We start from the raw sequence: 21703 nt of genomic DNA on the forward strand, positions 1-21703 counted from the left end.
CAGACGCACCCAAGGTGTTCATCCTGCTCACCCATAGCCCGCCAGGCGGGCCTTCACCGAAACCCCGCCTCCCCCATCCACCTTCTCACCAACCCCACCAACCTCTGCTGGCTCGCCAGCGTGGTGAAGGTGTGGTCGCAGCGCTCGAAGTACTCGATCAGCAGGCGGCCGTTGAAATCCAAAGAGGGAAACGCGTCCTGCAGCTGCCGGCGGTAGTTGTGCTGGCGTTCGCGGTCGGAGGTGAGCACGGTGAGGAACTGAGCGCCGTTGGCCAGGGCGCGGCCGTAGGCGTTTTCCAGGTAGGCGCGCACCTCGGGGTGTTCCAGGGTCACGGCCGGGCGGGCCGCGGCCATGTCACCGCCCGCCGCGCCGCCCTCGTCCACCGGCGCCCCGTGGGCGCGGCGCTTGAGCAGTTGCCACACGGGGTGCCGGCCCAGGGCCACGTTCTTCCAGGTGCGCAGGCTCAGCAGGCGGCCCGAGTAGTGCTTGAGGTAGTAGCCCTTGGTGCGCGGGATCGAGGGGTCCAGCAGAACCACACCGGCCACGCGCGGGTCGCCGGCCGCGTAGATGACCGAATGGTCCGCGCCGGAGCACAGGCCCACCAGCACCACGCGCTTCACCTGCCGCGTGGCCTGCAGGGTGTCGATGGTGTCGCGGATGTCGGCCAGGGCGGCGTCCAGCGGGGCCGATCCGTCCTCGCGGCCCTGGCTGTCACCCAGGCCGGACAGGTCCACGCGCAGCACGGGGAAGCCGTCGGCCGACAGGGCCCGCGCCAGGGACACGTGCAGGCGGTTGGGGCCCACGCGGTGGATGATGCCGGCGTTGAGGATGATGACGAAGGGCGGGTCTTCGCGCGGCGCCTGGCCATTCGCCGGCGGCAGCGGCGGCGTGATGACGCCGACCAGCCCATTGGCCGGGCCGAGCAGGAGCGTTTGTTCGGCGGCGTGGGGGCTCGTCATGACACCGTCCACTCCACCACGCGGCGCAGCAGCTTCACCGGCACGGCCCCCGCGCCCGAGTGCCGGTCTTCCAGCCAGGCGGGCTGCACATCGATGCGCTCCAGCGCCGAGCCATCGCCCGGCGGCAGCGCCGCGCCCAGCGCGCCCCAGGCCTCGCGCGCTTCGCTCACCACGGCCAGGCTGCGCGCGGGCCAGCTGGGCATGGGGTTCAACAAGTCGATGGCCTCGATGTCGCGCACCAGCGCCTCACTCAGCGCAAAGCCCAGCAGCTCCGACGGCCCCGCGCTCAGGCCGCGCGTGCGCAGGGTCTGTTCGTGCAGCGCGCGCAGTTCGGCCAGGTGCTCGCGCCCGCTGAGCACCGGGTCCCACAGCACCAGGCCGTCCACGTCGCGGCGGCGCTTCGTGGCCGCGCGCGCCGCGAGCGTGGCGCCCAGGCGCAGGCCCACCAGGGTCACGCGCTGCAGGCCCGCCGTGTCCTTCAGTTCGTCGATGGCGGTCATCACGTCGTCTGTCCAGCCGTCGATGCGCGCGTCGACCATGTCGCCGGCCGAGTCGCCGGTGCCGTGGCAGTCGAAGCGCAGCACGTGCACGCCGGCCTCGCTGAGCCATTTGCCCAGCTGGGCCATGCTGCGGTGCGCGCGCAGGTACTCGGGGCCCCAGGGCGCGCACAGCACGGCGCCGCGCGCGCGGCCACCGCTGGCGCGCGCGGGGGTGTAGAGGCCGAACAGGCGGCGCGACCGCTCGCCGAAGTACAGGGGTGTCATGCCTTGACCACGCCCTTTCCAGCCGCGGCCGAGGCCACCACCTGCCGCAGGTTCTGGAAGAACAGCGTGCGCGCGTCCATGCGCCAGCCCAGCTTCTGCTCCACCGCCAGCACCACGCGCAGCGAGAGCAGCGAGTGACCGCCGAGCTCGAAGAAGTTGTCCTCGGCGCCCACGCGCTCCACGCGCAGGATGTCGCGCCAGATCTCGGCCATGGTCTGCTCGGGGCCGCCCTCGGGCGCCACGTAATGCCGCGCGGCCTGCACCGCGTTCTTGAACGGGTCGGGCAGCGCGGCGCGGTCGGCCTTGCCGTTGGGCGTGAGCGGGATCGCGTCCACCGCCGCCACCACCGAAGGGATCATGTAGTCGGGCAGGTCGCGGCGCAGGTGGCGGCGCACGTCGCTGGCGGTGAGGTCGGCGCCGGGCGCGAAGACGATGTAGGCCACCAGGCGCAGGTCGCCGGGCGCGGCCTCGCGGCCCATCACCACGGTCTGGCGCACGGCCTCGTGCGTGGCCAGGCGGGCCTCGATCTCGCCCAGTTCGATGCGAAAACCGCGGATCTTCACCTGGTGGTCGAGCCGGCCCAGGTGGTGCAGCCGGCCCTCGGCGTCCCAGCGCGCGAGGTCGCCGGTGCGGTAGAGGCGCGCGCCGGCCTGTGCCGCGAAAGGGTCGGCCACGAAGCGCTCGGCCGTGAGCTCGGGCCGCCCGTGGTAGCCCAGGGCCACGCCCGCGCCACCGATCCACAGCTCGCCGGGCACGCCCACGGGCAGGGGCTGCTGGTGCGCGTCGAGCACGTAGACCTGGGTGTTGGCGATGGGCCGGCCGATGCCCACCACCGCGGGCGACGGCGCCACGCGTTCGGCGGTGGACCAGATGGTGGTCTCGGTGGGGCCGTAGAGGTTCCACAACTCGCCCACGCGGTTAAGCAGCGCGTCGGCCAGCTCGCGCGGCAGGCCTTCGCCGCCGCAGAAGGCGCGCAGCGCGGGCGAACCGGTCCAGCCCGATTCGATGAGCAAACGCCAGCTGGCGGGCGTGGCCTGCAGCACCGTGGCGCCGCTGGCCCGCAAGGCCTCGATCAGCGAGGGCCCGTCGCTCGCGGTGTCGCGCGAGAGCAGTTCCACGCGCGCCCCCACCAGGAGCGGCAGGTAGAGCTCCAGGCCCGCGATGTCGAAGGAGATGGTGGTGATGGCCGCCAGCACGTCCTCGGCCGCGAGGCCGGGCGCCTGGCGCATGGCGCCGAGGAAGTTGCTCAGCCCGCCGTGCGACACCACCACGCCCTTGGGGCGGCCGGTGGAGCCGGAGGTGTAGATCACGTAGACCGGGTCGCCCGGCGCGGGCGTGCCGTCGAGGTCGCCGCCGTCGAGCGCCGCCAGCGCGCCGGCCTCGCGCGCGGGGTCGAACAGCCGCACGCCGGGCGGCGGGTCCACCGCGTCGGCGGCCTCGCCGGTGGTGAGCAGCACGGTGGCGCCGCTGTCGTCCAGCATGTAGGCCAGGCGATCGGCGGGAAAGCCCGGGTCCAGCGGCACGTAGGCGCCGCCGGCCTTCTGCACGGCGAGCAAGGCCACCAGCATGTCCAGCGAGCGTTCGATGCACACGCCCACGCGCACACCCGCGGCCACGCCCAGGCCGCGCAGGTGGCGCGCCCATTGGTTGGCGCGGCGGTTGAGCTCGCCGTAGCTCAGCGATTCGCCCTCGAAGCCCACGGCGGTGCGCCCGGGTGTGCTCGCCGCCTGGCGCTCGAACTGGCGCGCGAAGGGCGCGGTGTCGAGCGCGCGCGCGGTGTCATTGAAGTCCACCAGCAGTTGCCGGCGCTCGCCGTCGGTGAGCAGGGGCAGGCGGCTGATCGGCGCCTCGCCCTGCGCCAGCGCGGCGCGCAGCAGCACCTGCAGCTGCGAGGCCAGGCGCTGCATGTGGGCGGCGGAGTACAGGTCGCTGCGGTATTCCAGGCTGCACAGGATGCGGCCCTCGTGCTCGCGCGCGAACCAGGTGATCTCGTTGAGCGCGCCGCCGCTGTGCACCACCACGTCGCCCTGCTCGGGCGCGGTGGCGGCCTGGTGGTAGACCACCGCCAGCTGGAACAGCGGCGAGTGCTGGAAGCTGCGCACCGGGCGCACGCGCTCCACCACGGCCTCGAAGGGGGTTTCGCGGTGCGCGTGCGCGTCCAGCAGCGCGCCGCGCGCGCGCCGCAGCAGCTCGCTGAAGCTGGGGTCGTCGGCCAGGCGCAGGCGGATCACCAGCAGGTTCACGAAGGGGCCGATGAGGTCCTCGAACTCGGCGCGCTCGCGCACGCCCATGGGGCTGCCGATGAGCGCGTCGCCCTGCCCCGTGTGCGCGCGCAGCAGCGCGGCGCCGGCGGCCAGGAAAGCCATGTAGACGGTGGCGTGGCGCTCCTGCACCCAGCGTTTGAGCGCGGCGCTGAAGGTGGCGTCGAACTCGAAGTCCACCGTGGCGCCGCGCGCGGGCGCGTCGCTGGCCGGCAGATCGGGCGGGAACATGGAGGTGGGCGGCGCGCCCTTGAGGGCGTCGTCCCACCAGTCGAGGTCGGCGCGGATGGCCTCGGGGCGCTGGTGCTCGCGCTGCCAGGCGGCGTAGTCGGCGTACTGCAGGCGCGCGGGCCCGCCGTGCGGCTCGGGCGCCGGCGACTGCAGCTCCCGCGCCAGCTCGCGCAGCAGGATCTGCAGCGACCAGGCGTCCACCGCGATGTGGTGGGCCGCCACGATCAGCCCGTAGCCGTCGGGCGCGAAGTCCAGCAGCTCGAAGCGCAGCGGGGTCTGGCGCGACAGGTCGATGGGCGTGTGCACCGCGCGCTCCCGCGCGGCCTGCACGGCGGCCAGGCGCTCGCCGGCCGGCAGGTGGCGCAGGTCGTGCACGGTCACGGGCGGCACCTCGACGCGGCGCGCGCCGGGCACGCCGTCCTCCTGCACGAAGTGCACGCGCAGGCCGAGGTGGCGCGCGTGCACGCGCTGCACGGCGGCCAGCAGCTGCTCGCGCGGCACCTCGCCGCGCACGGGCCAGGCCAGGGCCAGCAGGTAGGTGGTGCTCTCGGGCTCCAGCTGCTGCAGGATCCACAGGCGCTCCTGGAACAGCGAGAGCGGCAGCAGGCCATCGTGCGCCACGCGGGCGCGCGGCGCCTCGTCGGCCCTCGGCGCCTGCCCCGTGTGCGCCACCGCGCCGCGCTCGGCCAGCAGCGCCATCAGCTCGGCCTTGTGCGCGGCGATGTCGGCCTTGAGCCCATCGTCGAGCCGGCCGCGGCTGGCGCTCACGCGCAACCGGCCTTCGGCCACCTCCAGATCCACACCCAGCCCCTCCAGCCGGTGCAGCAGTTCTCGCGCATTCAAAACTCGATCTCCTCCCGATCGTCGTCGTTGGCTTCGGTCGTGGCCAGGCCCTCCTGCACCCGCTGCGCCAGGGCCTGCAGGGTGGACGCGTCGAACATGTCGCGCAGCGCCAGCTGCACCCCGAGCGATTCGCGGATGCGCGCGAGCACCCGCGTGGCCAGCAGGGAGTGTCCCCCCAGGTGGAAGAAGTCGTCGTGCGCGGCCACGCGGTCCACGCCCAGCAGCTCCACCCAGATGGCGGCCAGGCGGGCCTGCACATCGCCCGGCGGCGGGTCGTCGGCATTCGCGGCACGCGCCGGCGCCGCCTGTCCCTCCAGCGCGGTGCCGCGCGCCGCCGCCTCGGCGCGCGGCGCCTCGATCGGCGGGTTCAGCGCGGCCGAGCGCGCCAGCGACAAGGCCTGCGGCAGGTCGTAGGGCACCACCACCACGCGGCGCAGCTCGCTGGCGAGCACGCGCTCGAAGGCGTCCAGGCCGTCGGCCGTGCCGATGGCCTGGGCCAGATAAGCGTCCCAGGCGGCGCGGCGCCAGGCGGGCACCTCCAGCTTCGCGGCCATGCCGACCTCGCGCCAGGCGCCCCAGTCGAAGGCCACCACGCGCCGCCAGGCCGGCGGCGCCTCGGCCGATTCGGCGAAGGCGTCGAGCACGGCGTTGGCCGAGGCGTAGTCGGCCACGCCGGGCGCGCCCAGCACGGCGTTGATGGAGCTCATCAGCACCACCAGCTCCAGCGGCGTCTCGGCCAGCAGCTCGCGCAGCACGCGCAGGCCGCCGAGCTTGGGCGCGAGCACGGCCTCGATGGACTCGGGCGTCTTCAGCGCCGACAGCGCGCCTTCGCCGGCCACGCCGGCCGCGTGCACCACGGCGTCGATGCGGCCCCAGCGCGCGCGTGCGGCCTGCACGGCGGCGGCCATGGCCGTGGCGTCGGCGGCGTCGGCCTGGGCCAGCTCCACCTCGCCGCCCGCGGCCTCGATGGCGCGCAGCGCCGTGATGGTCTGGGCGTGCCGGTCATCGCCGCCGTGCGTGGCCAGCCAGGCGTCCCAGCCGGCGCGCGGCGGCAGCGCGGTGCGCGCGGTGAGCAGCAGGCGCGCGCGGCGCCGCTCGGCCAGGCGCTGCGCGATGGCCAGGCCCATGCCCCCCAGGCCGCCGGTGATCAGCACCACCGCGCCTTCGCGCAATGGCAGGGCGTCGGCGCCCACGGCGGGCAAAGCGGTGCGCTCGTGGCGGCGCAGCCAGCGCTGGCCCTGGCGGCGCGCCACCATGTCTTCCTCGTCGCGCGCCAGGGCTTCGTCCAGCAGGCCCTGCGCCGCCGACTCGGCGGATGCGGCGCCCGTGGCCTCCAGGTCGAGCTGGCGCAGGCGCAGGCCCGGCATTTCCAGTGGCAGGGCCAGCACCGGGCCGATGGCGAGCGCGGCCGCCGAGCGCGCCACCGCCTCGCCCAGCACGCTGTGCGCGCCGGCCGTGGCCAGGATCACCCGCACCGGCTCGCGGGCCGTGGGCGCCAGCGCGGCGGCCAGCGCCACGGGCGCGTGGTGCAGCCATTGGGTGGCCTCTGTGTCGCTGCCCTCGTGCGCCTGCAGGCCCCACAGCGCGAAGGCGCCCGCCACCGGCTGACCGGCCGCGCGGGCCTGGGCCACGGCGGCCTCGGCCTCGGCCGGCGAGGCGATGCGCACGGCGCGGCCACCGGCGTCGCCGACCTGGCGCGCCAGCGCCTCGGCCAGCGCTTCGGCCCCACCGGCGATCAGCCAGGTGCCCGACAGCCCGGCCACGCGGTTGCGCGGCGCGCGCGACCAGGTGGGCGCGTAGAGCCAGTCGGCCACGTCGCGGCTGAAGGCCAGGCCCTGGGCCTCGCCCGGCTTCGCAGCCGGCGCGCTGGCGGCCGGCGCGGGCACCGGCGCGGGCGCATCGATCGCGCAGCGCTGGCGCTCGAAGGGGTAGGTGGGCAGGGGCACGCGGCGCGCGGGGTGCCCGCCGTGCAGGCCGGCCCAGTCCAGCGCCACGCCCGCGAGCCACAGGCGGCCCGCCGCGTCCAGCGCGGCCGGCGCTTCTTGCTTCGCCTCGCGCGCGCCGCCCAGCGAAGCGGCCACACGCCGCGCGCCCTGCGGGCCCAGCGCCATGGCGGCCAGCGTGGCCAGCGCGCGGCCCGGGCCCACCTCCAGCAGGTGCAGCGAGGCGTCGGCCGAGAGCGTGCGCACACCGGCGTCGAACAACACGGCGCGGCGCAGGTGCTCGGCGTAGTACGCGGGCGAGGTGGCCTGCTCGGGGGTGATCCACTGGCCCGTGAGGTTGGATACGTAGGGCAGCGTGGGCGCGTGCAACGCGATCCCGCGCACCAGCGCGGTGAAGGGCTCAAGCACGCCGTCCATCATGGAGGAGTGGAAGGCGTGCGAGGTGTGCAGCGGCTGCGCCTCGGTGCCCATCGCGGCGAGCGCGGCCAGCCCGGCGTCCAGCGCCTCGCGCGGGCCGGCGATGGCGCACAGGCCGGGCGCGTTCACGGCCGCGATCTCCAGCGCCGGCGCGTTCGCCGCCAGCCAGGCGCGCAGCGCGCCTTCGTCCATGTGCACGGCCGCCATACCGCCGGGCGCCATGCCCTGCATCAGGCGGCCGCGCGCGGCCACCAGCGCCAGCGCGTCGGCCAGCGACAGCACGCCCGCCAGGTGCGCGGCCACGTACTCGCCGATGCTGTGGCCCAGCATGGCCGCGGGGCGCACGCCCCAGCTCTGCCACAGCAGGGCCAGCGCGTACTCGGTGACGAACAGCGCGGGCTGGGCGTAGCGCGTCTCGTTGATGGTGGTGTCGCCCGCCGGCGCGAACAGCAGCTCGCGCAGGTCGGTGCCCAGGGGCTCGCGCAGCAGCCCGGCGCAGCGGTCCACGGCCTCGCGGTAGACGGGGTACTGCGCGTACAGCCCCGCGCCCATGCCCGCGAACTGGCTGCCCTGGCCGCTGAACAGGAAGGCCACGGGGCGCTCGCCGCCCTCGTGTCGCGCGCCGTGCATGGGCGGGCGCTGCGGCGCGTCGAGCGCGGCGATGAGTTCGGCCACCGAGGACGCGGCCACCGCGCGGCGCTGCGCGAAGGCGCGCCGGCCGGTCTGCAGGGTCCAGGCGGTGTCGCGCAGCGCCGCCTCGGGATGGGCCTGCAGGTGCTGCTTCAGGCGCTGGGTGGCGGCGTCCAGCGCGGCCTCGGTGCGCGCGGACAGCACGATGAGCTGCGGGCCTTCATCGGCCAGCGGGCGCTCCTGCTCGGGCGCCTCTTCCAGCACCACGTGCGCGTTGGTGCCGCCGATGCCGAAGGAGCTGACGCCCGCGCGGCGCGGCGTGGGCCCGGCCGGCCAGGGCGCGGCCTCGGCGCTCGCGGTGAAGGGTGAGTCCTCCAGGTTGAGCTGCGGGTTGGGCCGCTGGAAGTTCACCAGCGGCGGCAGCTCGCGGTGCTGGAGCGCCAGCACGGCCTTGATGAGCCCGGCCACGCCGGCCGCCGCGTCCAGGTGGCCCAGGTTGGCCTTGAGCGAGCCCAGGCGGCAGAAGCCGCGCTGGTCGGTGTCGCCCTCGAACACCTGGCGCAGCGCGGCGATCTCGATCGGGTCGCCCAGCGGCGTGGCCGTGCCGTGCGCCTCGATGTAGCCGATGCTGCGCGGCGCCACGCCGGCCAGGATCTGCGCGGTGGCAATGGCCTCGACCTGGCCGTCCACGCTGGGCGCGGTGTAGCCGGCCTTGCCGGCGCCGTCGTTGTTGATGGCCGCGCCGCGGATGACCGCGTGAATGGTGTCGCCGTCGGCCAGCGCATCGGCCAGGCGCTTGAGCACCACGATGCCCGCGCCCGCGCCGGGGCGCGTGCCCTTGGCCTCGGCATCGAAGGGGCGGCAGCGGCCGTCGGGCGAGAGGATCATGCCCTCCTGGTAGAGGTAGCCGCCGCGCTGCGGGAAGCTCAGCGACACGCCGCCGGCCAAGGCCATGTCGCATTCGTGGCGCTCCAGCGCGCGGCAGGCCGCCTGCACCGCCACCAGCGAGGTGGAGCAGGCGGTCTGCAGCGTCATGCTGGGGCCGCGCAGGTCCAGCTTGTAGGACACGCGCGTGCAGAGGAAGTCCTTGTCGTTGCCCAGCATGAGCTGGTAGCCGCCCACCGCCGCCGCCAGCGCGGGCTGGCGCAGGATCTGCGACATCAGGTAGGTGTTCATGCTGGCGCCCGCGTACACGCCCACCGGTGCCTCGATGGCGCCCGGCGCGTAGCCCGCGTGCTCCAGCGCCTCCCAGGCGCACTCCAGGAAGAGGCGCTGCTGCGGGTCGATCACCTGCGCCTCGCGCGGCGACAGGCCGAAGAAGGCGGCGTCGAAGTGCTCCGATTCCTGCAGCACGGTGCCGCGTTTCACGTAGCCGGGCAAGGCACTCAGCGCGGGGTCCACGCCGGCCTCGCGCAGGTCCTGGTCGCTGAAGTCCTCTAGCGATTCCACGCCCTCGCGGATGTTGCGCCAGAAGGCGTCGAGGTCGGCCGCGCCGGGGAAACGCCCCGCCAGGCCGACGATGGCGATGGCGTGCGCGGGGTACTGGTCCTTGAGGTTCATCCGTCAACCCTGAATCTGTTTCGCGGCCCGGGCGCGCGCGCGCTCCAGCGCCGAACTCGCGCCCGCCGGCGCACCCAGGCGGTCCGCCTGCGCCGCCACCGTGGTGCGCTGGAACAACTCGACCAGCGCGATCTCCTGCCCGAACTCGCGCTTGAGCGCGGCCTGCAGGCGCACCAGCAGCAGCGAGTGCCCGCCGATGTCGAAGAAGTTGGCGTGCAGGCCCACGCGATCGAGCTTGAGGACCTCGCGCCACAGCGCGGCCACCTGGCGCTGCACCGGCGACATCAGGGCCTCGGCCACCTCGTCGGCCTCGCTCGGCGCGGCGGCCTCGGGCACCGGCAGGGCCTTGCGGTCGACCTTGCCGTTGGGCGTGAGCGGAAAGGCCTCCAGCACCACGAACTGGCCGGGCACCATGTACTCGGGCAGCTGCGCGCGCAGCGTGGCGCGCATGGCCTCGGCTTCGGGCCGGGCGCCGGCCTCGGGCACCACGTAGGCCACCAGGCGCTGGTCGCCGGGCGTGTCCTCGCGCACGTGCACCACATTGCCCTTGATGCCCGGGTGGCGCGAGAGCACGGTCTCGATCTCGCCCAGCTCGATGCGGAAACCGCGCACCTTCACCTGGTGGTCGCGCCGGCCCACGAACTCCAGTCGGCCGTCGGCCAGGAAGCGCACCACGTCGCCGGTGCGGTACACGCGCGTGAGGCCCACGCCGGGCAGCTCCAGCGTCACGAACTTCTCGGCCGTGAGCTCGTCGCGGTGCCGGTAGCCGCGCGCCAGGCCGTCGCCGCCGATGCACAGCTCGCCGCCGACGCCGATCGGCGCCGGCAGGCCCGAGGGCTCCAGCACGTAGACCTGGGTGTTGGCGATGGGCCGGCCGATGGAGATGCCGCGCGCGGTGTCGGTGATGCGCTGAACCGTGGACCAGATGGTGGTCTCGGTGGGCCCGTACATGTTCCAGAGCTCGCCGCCGGTGGCGATGAGCTTGTCGGCCAGTTCGCGCGGCAGGCCCTCGCCGCCGCACAGCATCTTCAGGCCGGGCCGGCCGCGCCAGCCGCTGTCGAGCAGCAGGCGCCAGGTGGCGGGCGTGGCCTGCAGCAGCGTGGCCTCGTGCCGGTCCAGCAGCTGCGCCAGCCGCAGGCCGTCGAGCGCGGTGGCGCGCGCGGCCAGCACCACGGTGCCGCCCACGGTCAGCGGGCCATGGATCTCCAGGCCGGCGATGTCGAAGGACAGCGTGGTCACGGCCACGAAGCGGTCCTGCGCGCCAATGCCCGGCTCGCGCTGCATGGACAGCAGGAAGTTCACCACCGAGCGGTGCTCCAGCATCACGCCCTTGGGGCGGCCGGTGGAGCCCGAGGTGTAGATGACGTAGGCCAGGTCGTGGGGACCCGCGGCGGCGGGCGGGTTCAGGGGCGACAGCGCCGCCAGTTCGGCCTCGCCCGCGTCCAGGCGCACGCCGTGCACGCCATCGGGCAGGCCATCGGCCAGCGCGGATTGCGTGACCACGATGCCCAGCTCGGCGTCTTCCATCATGTAGTCGAGCCGGTCCTTGGGAAAGGCCGGGTCCAGCGGCACGTAGGCGGCGCCGGCCTTGAGGATGCCCAGCACCGCGACCACCATGTCCAGGCCGCGCTCCATCCACACGCCCACCAGCGAACCCGCCCCCGCGCCGAGCGAGCGCAGGTGGTGGGCCAGGCGGTTGGCGCGCGCGTTCAGCTCGCCGTAGCCCAGCGCCTGCTCCTCGAAGCGCACGGCCACCGCCTCGGGCGTGCGCGCCGCCTGCGCCTCGAACAGGCCGTGCACGGTCTGCTGGCGTGGGTAGTCCCGGGCGGTGGCGTTCCAGTCGAGCAGCAGCTGGCGCTCCTCGGCCGGGGTGAGCAGGTGCAGGTCGGCGATGCGCGCCTCGGGCGCGTCGATGAAGCCGCGCAGCAGCCGCTCGTAGTGGCCCTGCCAGCGCGCGATGGTGCTGTCGTCGAACAGGTCGGCGTTGTATTCGAAGTAGCAGCGCAGGCCCTGGGGGATGTCGAAGACGTCGACGGCGAGGTCGAAGCGCGCCGACTTCACCTCCAGCTCCACGGGCTCGCAGCGCAGGTCGGGCAGGTCCAGGCCGGTCAGCTGCATGTGCTGCAGCACGAACAGCACCTGGAACAGCGGCGAGTGGTCGAGCTCGCGGCGCGTGCCCAGCAGGTCGACCAGCATGTCGAAGGGCATGGCCTGGTGCTGGTAGGCCTTCAGAGCGCGGTCGCGCACGCGCGCCATCAGCTCGCGCACGCTGGGGTTGCCCGAGAGGTCGGCGCGCAGCACCAGGTTGTTGGCGAAGAAGCCAATGACGTGTTCGACCTCGGTGCGGTTGCGGTTGGCGATGGCCGAGCCGATGGCGATGTCGGTTTCGCCGCTGTAGCGGTGCAGCAGCACCTGGAAGGCCGACATCAGCACCATGTACAGCGTGACGCCCTCCTGGCGGCCGAAGGCCTTGAGGCGCTGCGACAGGTCCGGCGAGAGCTGCAGCGTGCGGCGCGCGCCCCGCGTGGTCTGCACCGGCGGGCGCGGCCGGTCGGTGGGCAACTGCAGCAGGGAGGGCAGGTCGTGCAGCTCGCGCTTCCAGAACGCCGCGTGCTCGTCCAGCGCGCCCTGCGCGAAGGCCTGACGCTCCCACTCGGCGTAGTCGTGGTACTGCACGGGCGGCGGCGCCAGATTGGGTTCCTGCCCGGTGACCAGGTGGGTGTAGAGCGACTGGAACTCCAGCATGAAGATGCCGATCGACAGCCCGTCCGAGACGATGTGGTCGATCGCGATGGCGAGCACGTGGCGATCGGCGGCCTCGCGGATCAGGCCCACGTGCAGCAGCGGCGCGCGCGTGAGGTCGAAGGGCTTTTGCACGATGCCCTCCGCCGCCCGGGTGGACGCCGCCGCCAGCGCCTCGCCCCGCAGGTGGGACAGGTCGATTCGTTCGATGGCCAGCGGCGTCTGCGCCTCGATCACGCAGCGCGGCTCGCCCTGCACGGTGATGAAGCGCGTGCGCAGGCTTTCGTGGCGCACCACCAGCATCTGCAGCGCGCGCTCCAGCGCGCCGTCGTCGAGCGCACCGGTGAAGCGCAGCACCGCCGGGATGTTGTAGGCGTGGCTGTGCGGATCGACCTGGCGCAGGAACCACAGGCGCTGCTGGGTGTGCGACACCGGCATGTCGGCCTGGCGCGGCACCGGCACCAGCGGGGGCAGCGCCGATCGCGCGGGGGCCGCGCCCGCCCCGGCCTGCGCACCCAGGTGCGCCTTGACCTCTTCCTTGCGCCGGCCGAGCTCCTCGCGCAGCGCCGGGGTCAGCGCGCCTTTGGGCGCGCTGACGTTGAGCTTGTCGCCGTCGACCGAGAGGCGGATGTCCAGCCGCGCCAGGCGCGCCAGCAGATCGGCCACGCCGCCCGAGGCCAGCGGCGTGGGCGCGGCCTTGTCGCCGAGCGCGGCCAGCAGCTCCGCGCGGCGGCCCGCCAGTTGCTGGCGCGTCTCGGGCGAGAGCGCGCCCGGCGGGGCGCGGAAGTGCAGCTGGCCGCCCTCCGCCCACAGCTCCACGCCCTGCGCCTGCAGGGCGGCCATCCATTGCCTCAGCTCCTCGGACACGTGCTCATTGCCTTTCATGGGGAGGTCCCTGGCGCGCCGCGCGGGCCGGCGGACACCCGCCAGGCGAGCAGCACGGCCACGCCGATCAACAACAGCGCCAGCCACTGCCCGCGCGACGGCCCGGCGCCCCGGGCCAGGGATTCGATGCCGAACATACCAGCCAGGTGCAGCACCAGCACCGGCGCGGCCAGCGACACCGGCGCGGCCTCGCAGGCGCGGTCCAGCGCCCACAGGCCCAGCAGGCCCACCACGCCGATGCCGGCCAGCACCAGCGCGTCGTGCGCGCTGGGCGTCACCCACACCCAGGGCATGAGCGGCGTCAGCAGCGCGAACACGCCAGCGGCGGTGTAGAACAGATTGGCCTGCACGGCCTCCTCGCGCAGCTGGCGCGTCATGGCCACGTACAGGGCGAACGAGGCCGCCATGGCCAGCGGCCAGGCCAGCCGGCCCGGCGCGGCGGGCCAATGGGGTTGCAGCAGCAGCAACGCGGCCAGCGCGCCGAGCGCGGCCGCCGCCCAGGCCAGGGGCGGCACGGATTCGCGCAGCCAGCCGCGCGCCAGCGCCAGGATCAGCAGCGGAGCGACCCAGAACAGCGCCCACACGGTGTGCCCGGTCACACCGCCGACCAGGGCCAGCGCGAAGCTCAGGGGCATGACCAGCATGCACAGCGAGCGCAGCAGCTGGAACAGCGGGCGGCGCGTGCGCCACAGCCGCGAGGGTTCGCGCCAGCCGCAGACCAGCAGCAGGCAGGCCAGGTGCACGGCGTAGCGGCACCACACGATCTGCATCAGGTGGTAGGGCTGCTGGAACTGCGCGCCCACCACGCCTTCGAGCAGCGTCCACGAGAGCACGAACAGCGCGAGCAGCAGCAGCGCGCGGCGCCCGTCGCCCAGCGGCGCGGCCCAGGCCGGCGTGGCCAGACCGGTGGTCATGGGACCACCCTCCGTGCGGCGCGCGGCGCGGCGGCGCCCATCACAGGCCCCCCCGCACCGACACCGGCGCACCGAGCACCGAATCGCCGAGCGCCGAATCGCGGGTTCCGACACCCGCCACGCGGCGCGCCGAGGCGCGCCACCACACGATGGTCACCACCCCACCGACCAGCGCCGAGGCCAGCACCAGCCGCCACGAAGGCCACTGGCCCCGCAACAGCCCCGGCAGCCACTGCAGCACCAGCACGTGCGCGTACAGCAGGGGCGCCAGGTGCGACAGCGACCAGCGGCGCAGCGCCTGGTCGAGCAGCCACAGCGCCAGGTAGCCGAAGGCGCCGACGCCCGCCAGCAGCGCCAGGTCGCGCCCACTGGGCCGCACCCACACGCCGGGCAGGAAGGGCAGCAGCACCAGCAGGCCCACGGCGGCGACGAAGAACAGCCCCGTCTGCACGGGTTCGTCGCGCAGCAGGCGCGTCAGCGCCAGGTAGACCGCGAGGGCCGCGCCCGACAGCAGCGGCATCAGCAGCGCCGCCAGCGAGCCCGGCAGCGCGGGCTGGAACAGCAGCAGCACGGCCCCCAGCCCGGCCAGCGCGCCCAGCCACAGCACGGCGGCCGGCCGCTCGCGCAGCCACAGCGCCGCCAGCGCCAGCGCGAACAGCGGCGCGAACCACAGGCCCGAGAGCGCGAGCGGGATGGACACGCCCGAGTAGACCGCGGCGGCGAAGGCGAAGGGCAAGGCCAGCATGGACAGGCCGCGCAGCACGTGCCAGGGCGCGCGCCGGCTGCGCCACCAGCGCTGGCCGGCGTCGCCGCGCCAGGTCCACAGCAGCAGCATCAGCAGCAGCTGCACGCCGAAGCGCACGCCCTCGACCTGCACCAGGCTGTAGGCCTGGTGCAACTGCGTGACCAGCACCTCGACCAGCGACCACACCAGCGCGAAGGCCAGCGCGAACAGCACCGCCCCCTGGCGGGTGGAGCGCTGGGCCAGCCAGCGGCGCGCGGGGCGCACGAACGGCAAACGGTTCACAGGGTTCCCTCCTCCCATTCAACGCCCTCGACCGTACCGGCCTCGAGCGCCGCCTCGCCAGACGGCAGGTCCAGGCCGTCCAGCAGGCTGCTGGCCAGCGAGGACACGCTGGGGCCTTGCAGCAGATCGGCCACGGCCACGGTGGCCTTGAGCGAGGCCTGGATGCGGTTGCGCAGCTCCATGGCCATGAGCGAGTCCATGCCCAGGTCGATCAGCGAGCGCTGCGGATCGACGTGGTGGGCCGCGCCCAGGGCCAGCACGCGCACCACCTGGTCGGCCAGGAAGTCCGACAGCACGGCGTGGCGCTCGGGCGCCGGCGTCTCGCTCAGGCGCGGCAGGATGTCCACCGCCTCGGCCGCCGGCGCGGCCGCCTTGGTCGGCGCCGCGCTGACCAGCGCGCTGAAGAAGGGACCCAGGTTGGCGGGCAGGCGCGCGCGCACCAGCGGCATCGCCGCCATCTGCGGCGCGCGCGCGCCGCGCAGCATCTGCCCGAGCATGCGCATGCCCTCGTCGGGCGTGATCATGCCCAGGCCCATGGCCGCCCAGCGGCGGTGGTGCAGCTCGCCCAGGCCGGCGGCCATGCCGACCTCGGCCCAGCTGCCCCAGTTGATGCTGAGCGCGTGGCGGCCCTGGCTGCGGCGCAGGTGCGCCAGCGCGTCCATGAAGGTATTGGCCGCCGCGTAGTTGCCCTGGCCGGGCGAGCCCATCAGCGCCGCGCCCGACGAGAAGCAGACGAAGAAGTCGAGCGCGAGCCGCGCCGTGGCCTGGTGCAGGTTCCAGGCGCCGCGCACCTTGGGCGACAGCACGGCCTCGAACCGCTCGGGCCCGAGTTCGGCCAGGGTGCCGTCGTCCACCAGGCCGGCGGCGTGCACCACGCCGCGCAGGCGCGGCATGTCGCGGCCCAGACCGTCCACCACGGCCGACGCCTGCGCGGCGTCGGCCACGTCCCCCTGCGCCACGCGCACGCGCACGCCCGCCGCTTCCAGTTCGGCGATGGCGGCCTGCGCCTCGGCCGAGGGCGCGCGCCGGCCCATCAGCACCAGGTGGCGCGCGCCTTCGCGCGCCAGCCAGCGCGCCGTCACCAGCCCCAGGCCGGTGAGGCCGCCGGTGACGAGGTAGCTGGCGTCCGCGCGCACGGCGGGCGCGTGGTGCTGGGTGATGACGATCTTGCCCACGTGGTGCCCCTGGCCCATGAAGCGGAAGGCGTCCTCCGCGGCTTCGATGGGGTACAGGCGCTGCGGCAGCGGCTTGAGCACGCCGGTCTCGAAGTCGGCCAGCAGATCGCGCAGCATGTCGCGCACGAACTCGGGCCGCTCGGCGGCCACCTCGCCCAGGTAGAGCGGGTGGTAGTGCACGCCGGGGAACTCGGCGCCGACCTTGGCCGCGTCCCAGATGCCGGTCTTGCCGATCTCGATGAAGTGGCCGCCCGGGCGCAGCAGGCCCAGGCTGGCGGGGATGAAATCGCCGGCCAGCGAGTTGAGCACGATGTCCACGCCCTCGCCCTTCGAGTCGCGGCGCACGTCGGGCACGAAGCTCAGCGAGCGCGAATCGGCCAGGTGGTGGGTGCCCAGCTCGGTGGCCAGGGCGCGCTTGGCCGGCGAGCCGGCGGTGCCGAAGACCTCGGCGCCCGCGCGGCGCGCCAGCTGCAGCGCGGCCATGCCCACGCCGCCGGTGACGGCGTGCACCAGCACGCGGTCGCCCTTCTTCATGCCGGCCAGGTGGCGCAGCGCGTACTCGGCGGTGAGGAAGGTGACGGGGATGGTCGCGGCCTCGGCGAAGGTCAAGCTGGGCGGCTTCTTCACCGTCATCACGGCCGGCGCGATGACCCAGGTGGCGAAGCTCTTGTCGACCATGGCGACCACCTCGTCGCCCACGGCCAGGTCGGTGACGCCCTCGCCCACGGCGCAGACGACGCCCGCGCATTCGTTGCCCAAGGGCCCCGGGTCGCCCGGGTACATGCCCAGGGCGTTGAGCACGTCGCGGAAGTTCAGGCCCGTGGCGTGCACGCGGATCTCAACCTCTCCCGGCCCGGGCGCTTCGCGCGGCACCGGCAGCAGGGCCAGGCGGTCCAGCGACCCGCGCTCGGTGATCTCCAGCCGCAGCGGCCGGGGCTCGGGCACGAAGTCGCCGGGCACCAGGCGCGAGACGTGGCGCAGGCCGCCGCGCAGCGCCACGCGGTCCTCGGCGTCGGCCACGCGCAGGCTGGCCCACAGCAGCTCGGTCTCGTCGTCGCGGTGCGTGGGGTCGAGGTCGACGCGCACGCAGCGCAGGGCGGGGTACTCGGAGGCGACCACGCCGCCCAGGCCCCACAGCGGCGCCTGCAGCAGGTCGGGCACCGAGCCGGCCACGGCCTGCGCGCCGCGCGTGAGCCAGTACAGGCGCGCGTGGGATTCGCCCAGGGACTGCACCACGCGCAGCAGGTCGCCCAGCAGCGCCAGATGCGCGTCCTGCAGGTCGGCGCCGCCGGCCGGCGGCGTGAGCGTCCAGGCCACCACGATGCCCTTGAGCGCGCGCGCATCGGCGCGGGCCGCGGCCTCGATCGCCCGGCGGACCTGCGCGGCGTCCGAGGGGTCCACCCGCCAGCCGTCGGCGCCGCACTCGGCGGTCCCCTCGCCCCGGGCGATCACCGCCACGCCCGCGCCGTCACGCCGCAGCCGCGCCGCCAGTGCCTGGCCCACGCCGCTGGCGTCGGCCAGCACCAGCCAGCGCCCCTCGGCGTCCGCATCCGGCGCCGGGGTCGGCGGCAGCGCCTGCCAGTCGGCCTCGAAGGCCCACTCCGTGGCCGGCGCGTTGCCGGCCATTGCGCGCTGCAGCAGGGCGCGCGTGACGCGCTTGAGCACCAGCCGGCGCACCTCGGCCACCACCACGCCGTGGTCGTCGAACAGGGTGACGTCGGCGCCCACCGCCTCGGCATCGGGCGTCGCCTCGTCCACGCTCACGTGGCACCACGCCTGCGACAGGCCGGTCTGGTGGACGCGGTAGTTGCCCATGCCCACGGGCACGCAGAGGTCGTCGCTGGGCGTGCCGTCGGGCGCGGTATCGCCCCAGGACAGGCCCACGCCCACCAGTTGCAGGCAGGCGTCGAGCAGGGCCGGGTGCAGCACGAAGGACGGCGCCGCGGCGGCCACGCCCGCCGGCAGGGCCACGCGGCCCAGCACCTGGCGGCCCTCGCTGCGGATCTCGGTGATGCAGCGGAAGGCCGGGCCGTAGTGCGCGCCTTGCTCGGCGAGCCGCGCGTAGTAGGCCTCGACGTCGTGCTCGCGCGCGGCGGCGCCCAGCAGGCCGGCCCGGCGCAGGGGCGCGGGCGCGGCGCTGCCCTGCCCCACCACGAAGTTGGCACCGACGTGCAGCTTCCAGGCCGGCGCGTCGGCGCCCGGCGCGTCGGCGTCGGCGCGGCTGAACACGCGCACCGCGTAGCGGCCCTGATCGGGTTCGTCCACGACCACCTGCACCGTGCGCTGGCCCTCCTCGGGCAGCGGCAGGCCTTCGCGGATGAGCACGTCGAACAGCTGGCCATCGTCGGTGCCCGCGGCCTCGCGCCCGGCGATCTGCGCCAGCTCCAGGAAACCGGTGCCCGGGAACAGCGTGAACTCGAAGATGCGGTGGTCGGCCAGCCAGGGCTGGGAGGCGACGCCGATGTGGCTCTGGAAGATGGACAACGGGCTGGGCACCACGCCGCCCAGCAGCGGGTGGCCGCTGCGCGTGGGCGCGAGCGCGGCGCCCTCGGCCCGGCCGCCCGGCTCGAACCAGTAGCGCTCGCGCTGGAAGGCGTAGGTGGGCAACACCACACGCTGGCGCGCGGCGGCCTCGCCGAGCACCGCGCGCCACTGCACCGGCAGGCCGCGCGCGTGCAGGCGGCCCAGGCTTTCCAGCAGGCAGCGCGTGTCCGCCCGCCCCTTGCGCAGGGAGGGGATGAAGCTGGCGTCGGCGAGCGCGCTGGCGCGCTGGGCCATGTTCACCAGCGTGGGCGCCGGGCCGACCTCCACGAACACGCGGTAGCCCTCTTTCTGCAGCGCGGCGATGCCGTCGCCAAAGCGCACCGCGTCGCGCACGTGCTGGCACCAGTACTCGGGCGTGCACACCTCCTCGCCGGCCAGGGTGCCGGTGAGGTTGGAGGCCAGGTCCATGCTCGGCGGGTTCAGCCGCACCGTGGCCAGCTCGGCGCGGAAGGCCTCGAGCATGGGCTCCATGAGCGGCGAGTGGAAGGCGTGCGACACCACCAGCGGCTGCGACTCCACGCCCTGCGCCCGCAGGCGCGCCAGCGCCGCCGCGAGCGCGTCGCTGCGGCCGGAGATGACGGTGTTGCCCGGGCCGTTGACGGCCGCGATCGACAGCACCGCCGCGTCGGCCGCGATGGCCTGGCGCACCGTGGCCTCGTCGGCGAACACCGCCGCCATGCCGCCGTCGCGCGGCAGCTGGCCCATCAGGCGGCCGCGCGCGGCGATCAGGCGCAGGCCATCGGCCAGGCTGAACACGCCCGCCAGGCAGGCGGCCACGTACTCGCCCACGCTGTGGCCCATCACGGCCGTGGGCACCACGCCCCAGGAACGCCAGAGCTGTGCCAGCGCGTACTCGATGGCGAACAGCGCGGGCTGGGTGAAGGCGGTGTCGTCCAGGCGCGCGGCGTCCTCGCCGCTGGCGAAAACCGTGTCCAGCAGGCCGTGCGGCAGCAGCGGCGAGACCAGGCGGTCGCACTCGTCCAGGGCGGCGCGAAACACCGGCTCCTGTTCGTAGAGCTGGCGGCCCATGCCGGCGTACTGCGCGCCCTGGCCGGTGAACATGAAGACCACCTCGGGCGCGGCGCCGAGCGTGGCGCGCGCGCGCACCACGCCGGCGGGCGCGACGCTCTCGCCGTCCGGGGCGGCCACGCTGTCCAGGAAGGCCTTGAGCTGGGCGCGCAGCTCGTCGGTGCTGGCGGCCACCAGGGCCAGGCGCTCCACGAAGTGCGAGCGGCCCAGCGCCAGCGTGGCCGCGACCGGCGCCAGCGGCAGCGCGGGGCCGGCGGCCAGCGCCTCATCCAGGCGGCGCGCCTGCGCGGCCAGGGCGGTGGCGGTGTGCGCCGACAGCACCACCAGGTGCTCGGCGCGCGGCGCCTCGCCGGTGGCGGGCGCGGCGGGCGGGGGCGGCGCCTCTTCCAGCACCACGTGCGCGTTGGTGCCGCTGAAACCGAAGGAGCTGACGCAGGCGCGCCGGGGCGCGTCGCCGGGGCGCGGCCAGGCGGTCGGCGCGGTCGGCACGGTGATGGGGTACTGGTCCCAGGCGATCAGGGGGTTGGGCTGGCGCAGGTGCAGGTGCGGCGGCACGGTGGCGTGCTGCAGGGCCAGCACGACCTTCATGACACCGGCCACGCCGGCCGAGGCCTCCAGGTGGCCGATGTTGGTTTTCACCGAACCCACCATGAGCGGGCGCTCGCGCGGGCGCTCGCCGAAGACCTGGTTGAGCGCCTTCATCTCGATCGGGTCGCCCAGCGGCGTGCCGGTGCCGTGCGCCTCGACGTAGCCGATGTCGCCCGGCTGCAGGCGCGCGTTGGCCAGCGCGGCGCGGATCACCGCCTCCTGCGCGGCGCCATTGGGCGCGGTGAGGCCACTGCTGCGGCCGTCCTGGTTGAGCGCCGAGCCGCGCAGCACGGCCAGCACGCGGTCGCCGTCGCGCTGCGCGTCCGACAGGCGCTTGAGCACCAGCACGCCGCAGCCCTCGCCGCGCACGTAGCCATCGGCCGAGGCGTCGAAGGTCTTGCAGTGACCGTCGAAGGACATCATGCGGGCGCGCGAGGTCAGCACCGCGCCGTTGGGCGCCAGCGTGAGGTTGACGCCGCCCGCGAGCGCGAGCTCCGCCTCGCCGTTGCGCAGCGACTGGATGGCCCAGTGGATGGCCACCAGCGAGGACGAGCAGGCGGTGTCCACCGCCACGTTGGGGCCGTGCAGGCCGAAGAAGTACGACAGGCGCCCGGCCGCCACGCTGTGCGCGGTGCCCGAGGGCGTGTAGGCGTCGCCGTGGCAGGGGCCGCGCTCCTCGTTCATGAGGCCGGCGTAGTCGCTGGTGGTGATGCCCATGTACACGGCGGTGCGCGAGCCCGCCAGCGACGAGGGCGCCAGGCCCGCGCGCTCCAGCGCCTCCCACGACACCTCCAGCAGCAGGCGCTGCTGCGGGTCCAGGCTCACGGCCTCGCGCGGCGAGATGCCGAAGAAGGGCGCGTCGAAGCGGTCCACGCCCTCGACGAATGAGCCCCAGCGCGTGTAGCTCTTGCCCATCGCGTCGGGGTTGGGGTCGTAGTAGCGCTCCACGTCCCAGCGGTGCGGCGGCACCTCGGTCACGGCGTCGCGGCCGCTGTGCAGCAGCGACCAGAAGGCCTCGGGCGTGTCGGCCTGGCCGGGGAAGCGGCAGCCCATGCCGATGATGGCGATGGGTTCGCTGCGGGCCTGTTCCGCGGCCGCCAGCTGGGCTTTCAACTGGTCGATGGCCACCAGCGAGCGCTTGAGCAGCGCGGCGTGGTCGGTGCCTTGGCGGGGTTCGGTCACGGTGTTTCC

The 21703-nt window shown here is 74.7% G+C and carries 8 protein-coding genes; all 8 read right to left on the reverse strand.

All coding sequences use genetic code 11. The features are described from left to right. Positions 1 to 53: 53 nt before the first annotated feature. The 8 genes from BHU06_RS04895 to BHU06_RS04930 are packed head-to-tail and all read right to left on the reverse strand — an operon-like array spanning position 54 to position 21694. Complete coding sequence (locus BHU06_RS04895) at positions 54 to 959, reverse strand: alpha/beta fold hydrolase (protein WP_070398019.1); 906 nt, start codon at positions 957 to 959, stop codon at positions 54 to 56. Further along, a complete protein-coding gene (locus BHU06_RS04900; RefSeq protein ID WP_070398020.1) occupies positions 956 to 1723 on the reverse strand; it encodes an alpha/beta hydrolase in 768 nt (255 codons plus the stop codon). The genes BHU06_RS04895 and BHU06_RS04900 overlap by 4 nt, the downstream gene beginning before the upstream one ends. After that, positions 1720 to 5058, reverse strand: coding sequence for a non-ribosomal peptide synthetase (locus tag BHU06_RS04905; RefSeq protein WP_070398021.1), 3339 nt, complete (start codon positions 5056 to 5058; stop codon positions 1720 to 1722). The genes BHU06_RS04900 and BHU06_RS04905 overlap by 4 nt, the downstream gene beginning before the upstream one ends. Beyond that, on the reverse strand, positions 5055 to 9608 hold the full coding sequence (locus BHU06_RS04910) for a type I polyketide synthase (RefSeq protein WP_070398022.1): 4554 nt from the start codon (positions 9606 to 9608) through the stop codon (positions 5055 to 5057). Before BHU06_RS04910 ends, BHU06_RS04905 begins: the two co-directional genes overlap by 4 nt. A 3-nt stretch (positions 9609 to 9611) precedes the next feature. After that, on the reverse strand, positions 9612 to 13235 hold the full coding sequence (locus BHU06_RS04915; RefSeq protein ID WP_139146954.1) for a non-ribosomal peptide synthetase: 3624 nt from the start codon (positions 13233 to 13235) through the stop codon (positions 9612 to 9614). After that, positions 13232 to 14149 carry a DMT family transporter gene (locus BHU06_RS04920; protein WP_070398023.1) on the reverse strand — a complete coding sequence of 306 codons (918 nt, stop codon included), beginning with the start codon at positions 14147 to 14149 and terminating at the stop codon, positions 13232 to 13234. Before BHU06_RS04920 ends, BHU06_RS04915 begins: the two co-directional genes overlap by 4 nt. Positions 14150 to 14189: 40 nt before the next feature. After that, positions 14190 to 15176 carry an EamA family transporter gene (locus tag BHU06_RS04925; RefSeq protein ID WP_070398024.1) on the reverse strand — a complete coding sequence of 329 codons (987 nt, stop codon included), beginning with the start codon at positions 15174 to 15176 and terminating at the stop codon, positions 14190 to 14192. After that, positions 15173 to 21694, reverse strand: coding sequence for a type I polyketide synthase (locus tag BHU06_RS04930; protein WP_070398025.1), 6522 nt, complete (start codon positions 21692 to 21694; stop codon positions 15173 to 15175). Before BHU06_RS04930 ends, BHU06_RS04925 begins: the two co-directional genes overlap by 4 nt. Between the last annotated feature and the right edge of the window lie 9 nt (positions 21695 to 21703).

This window comes from Hydrogenophaga sp. PML113, from assembly GCF_001777155.1.
Classification (GTDB): domain Bacteria; phylum Pseudomonadota; class Gammaproteobacteria; order Burkholderiales; family Burkholderiaceae_C; genus Hydrogenophaga; species Hydrogenophaga borbori.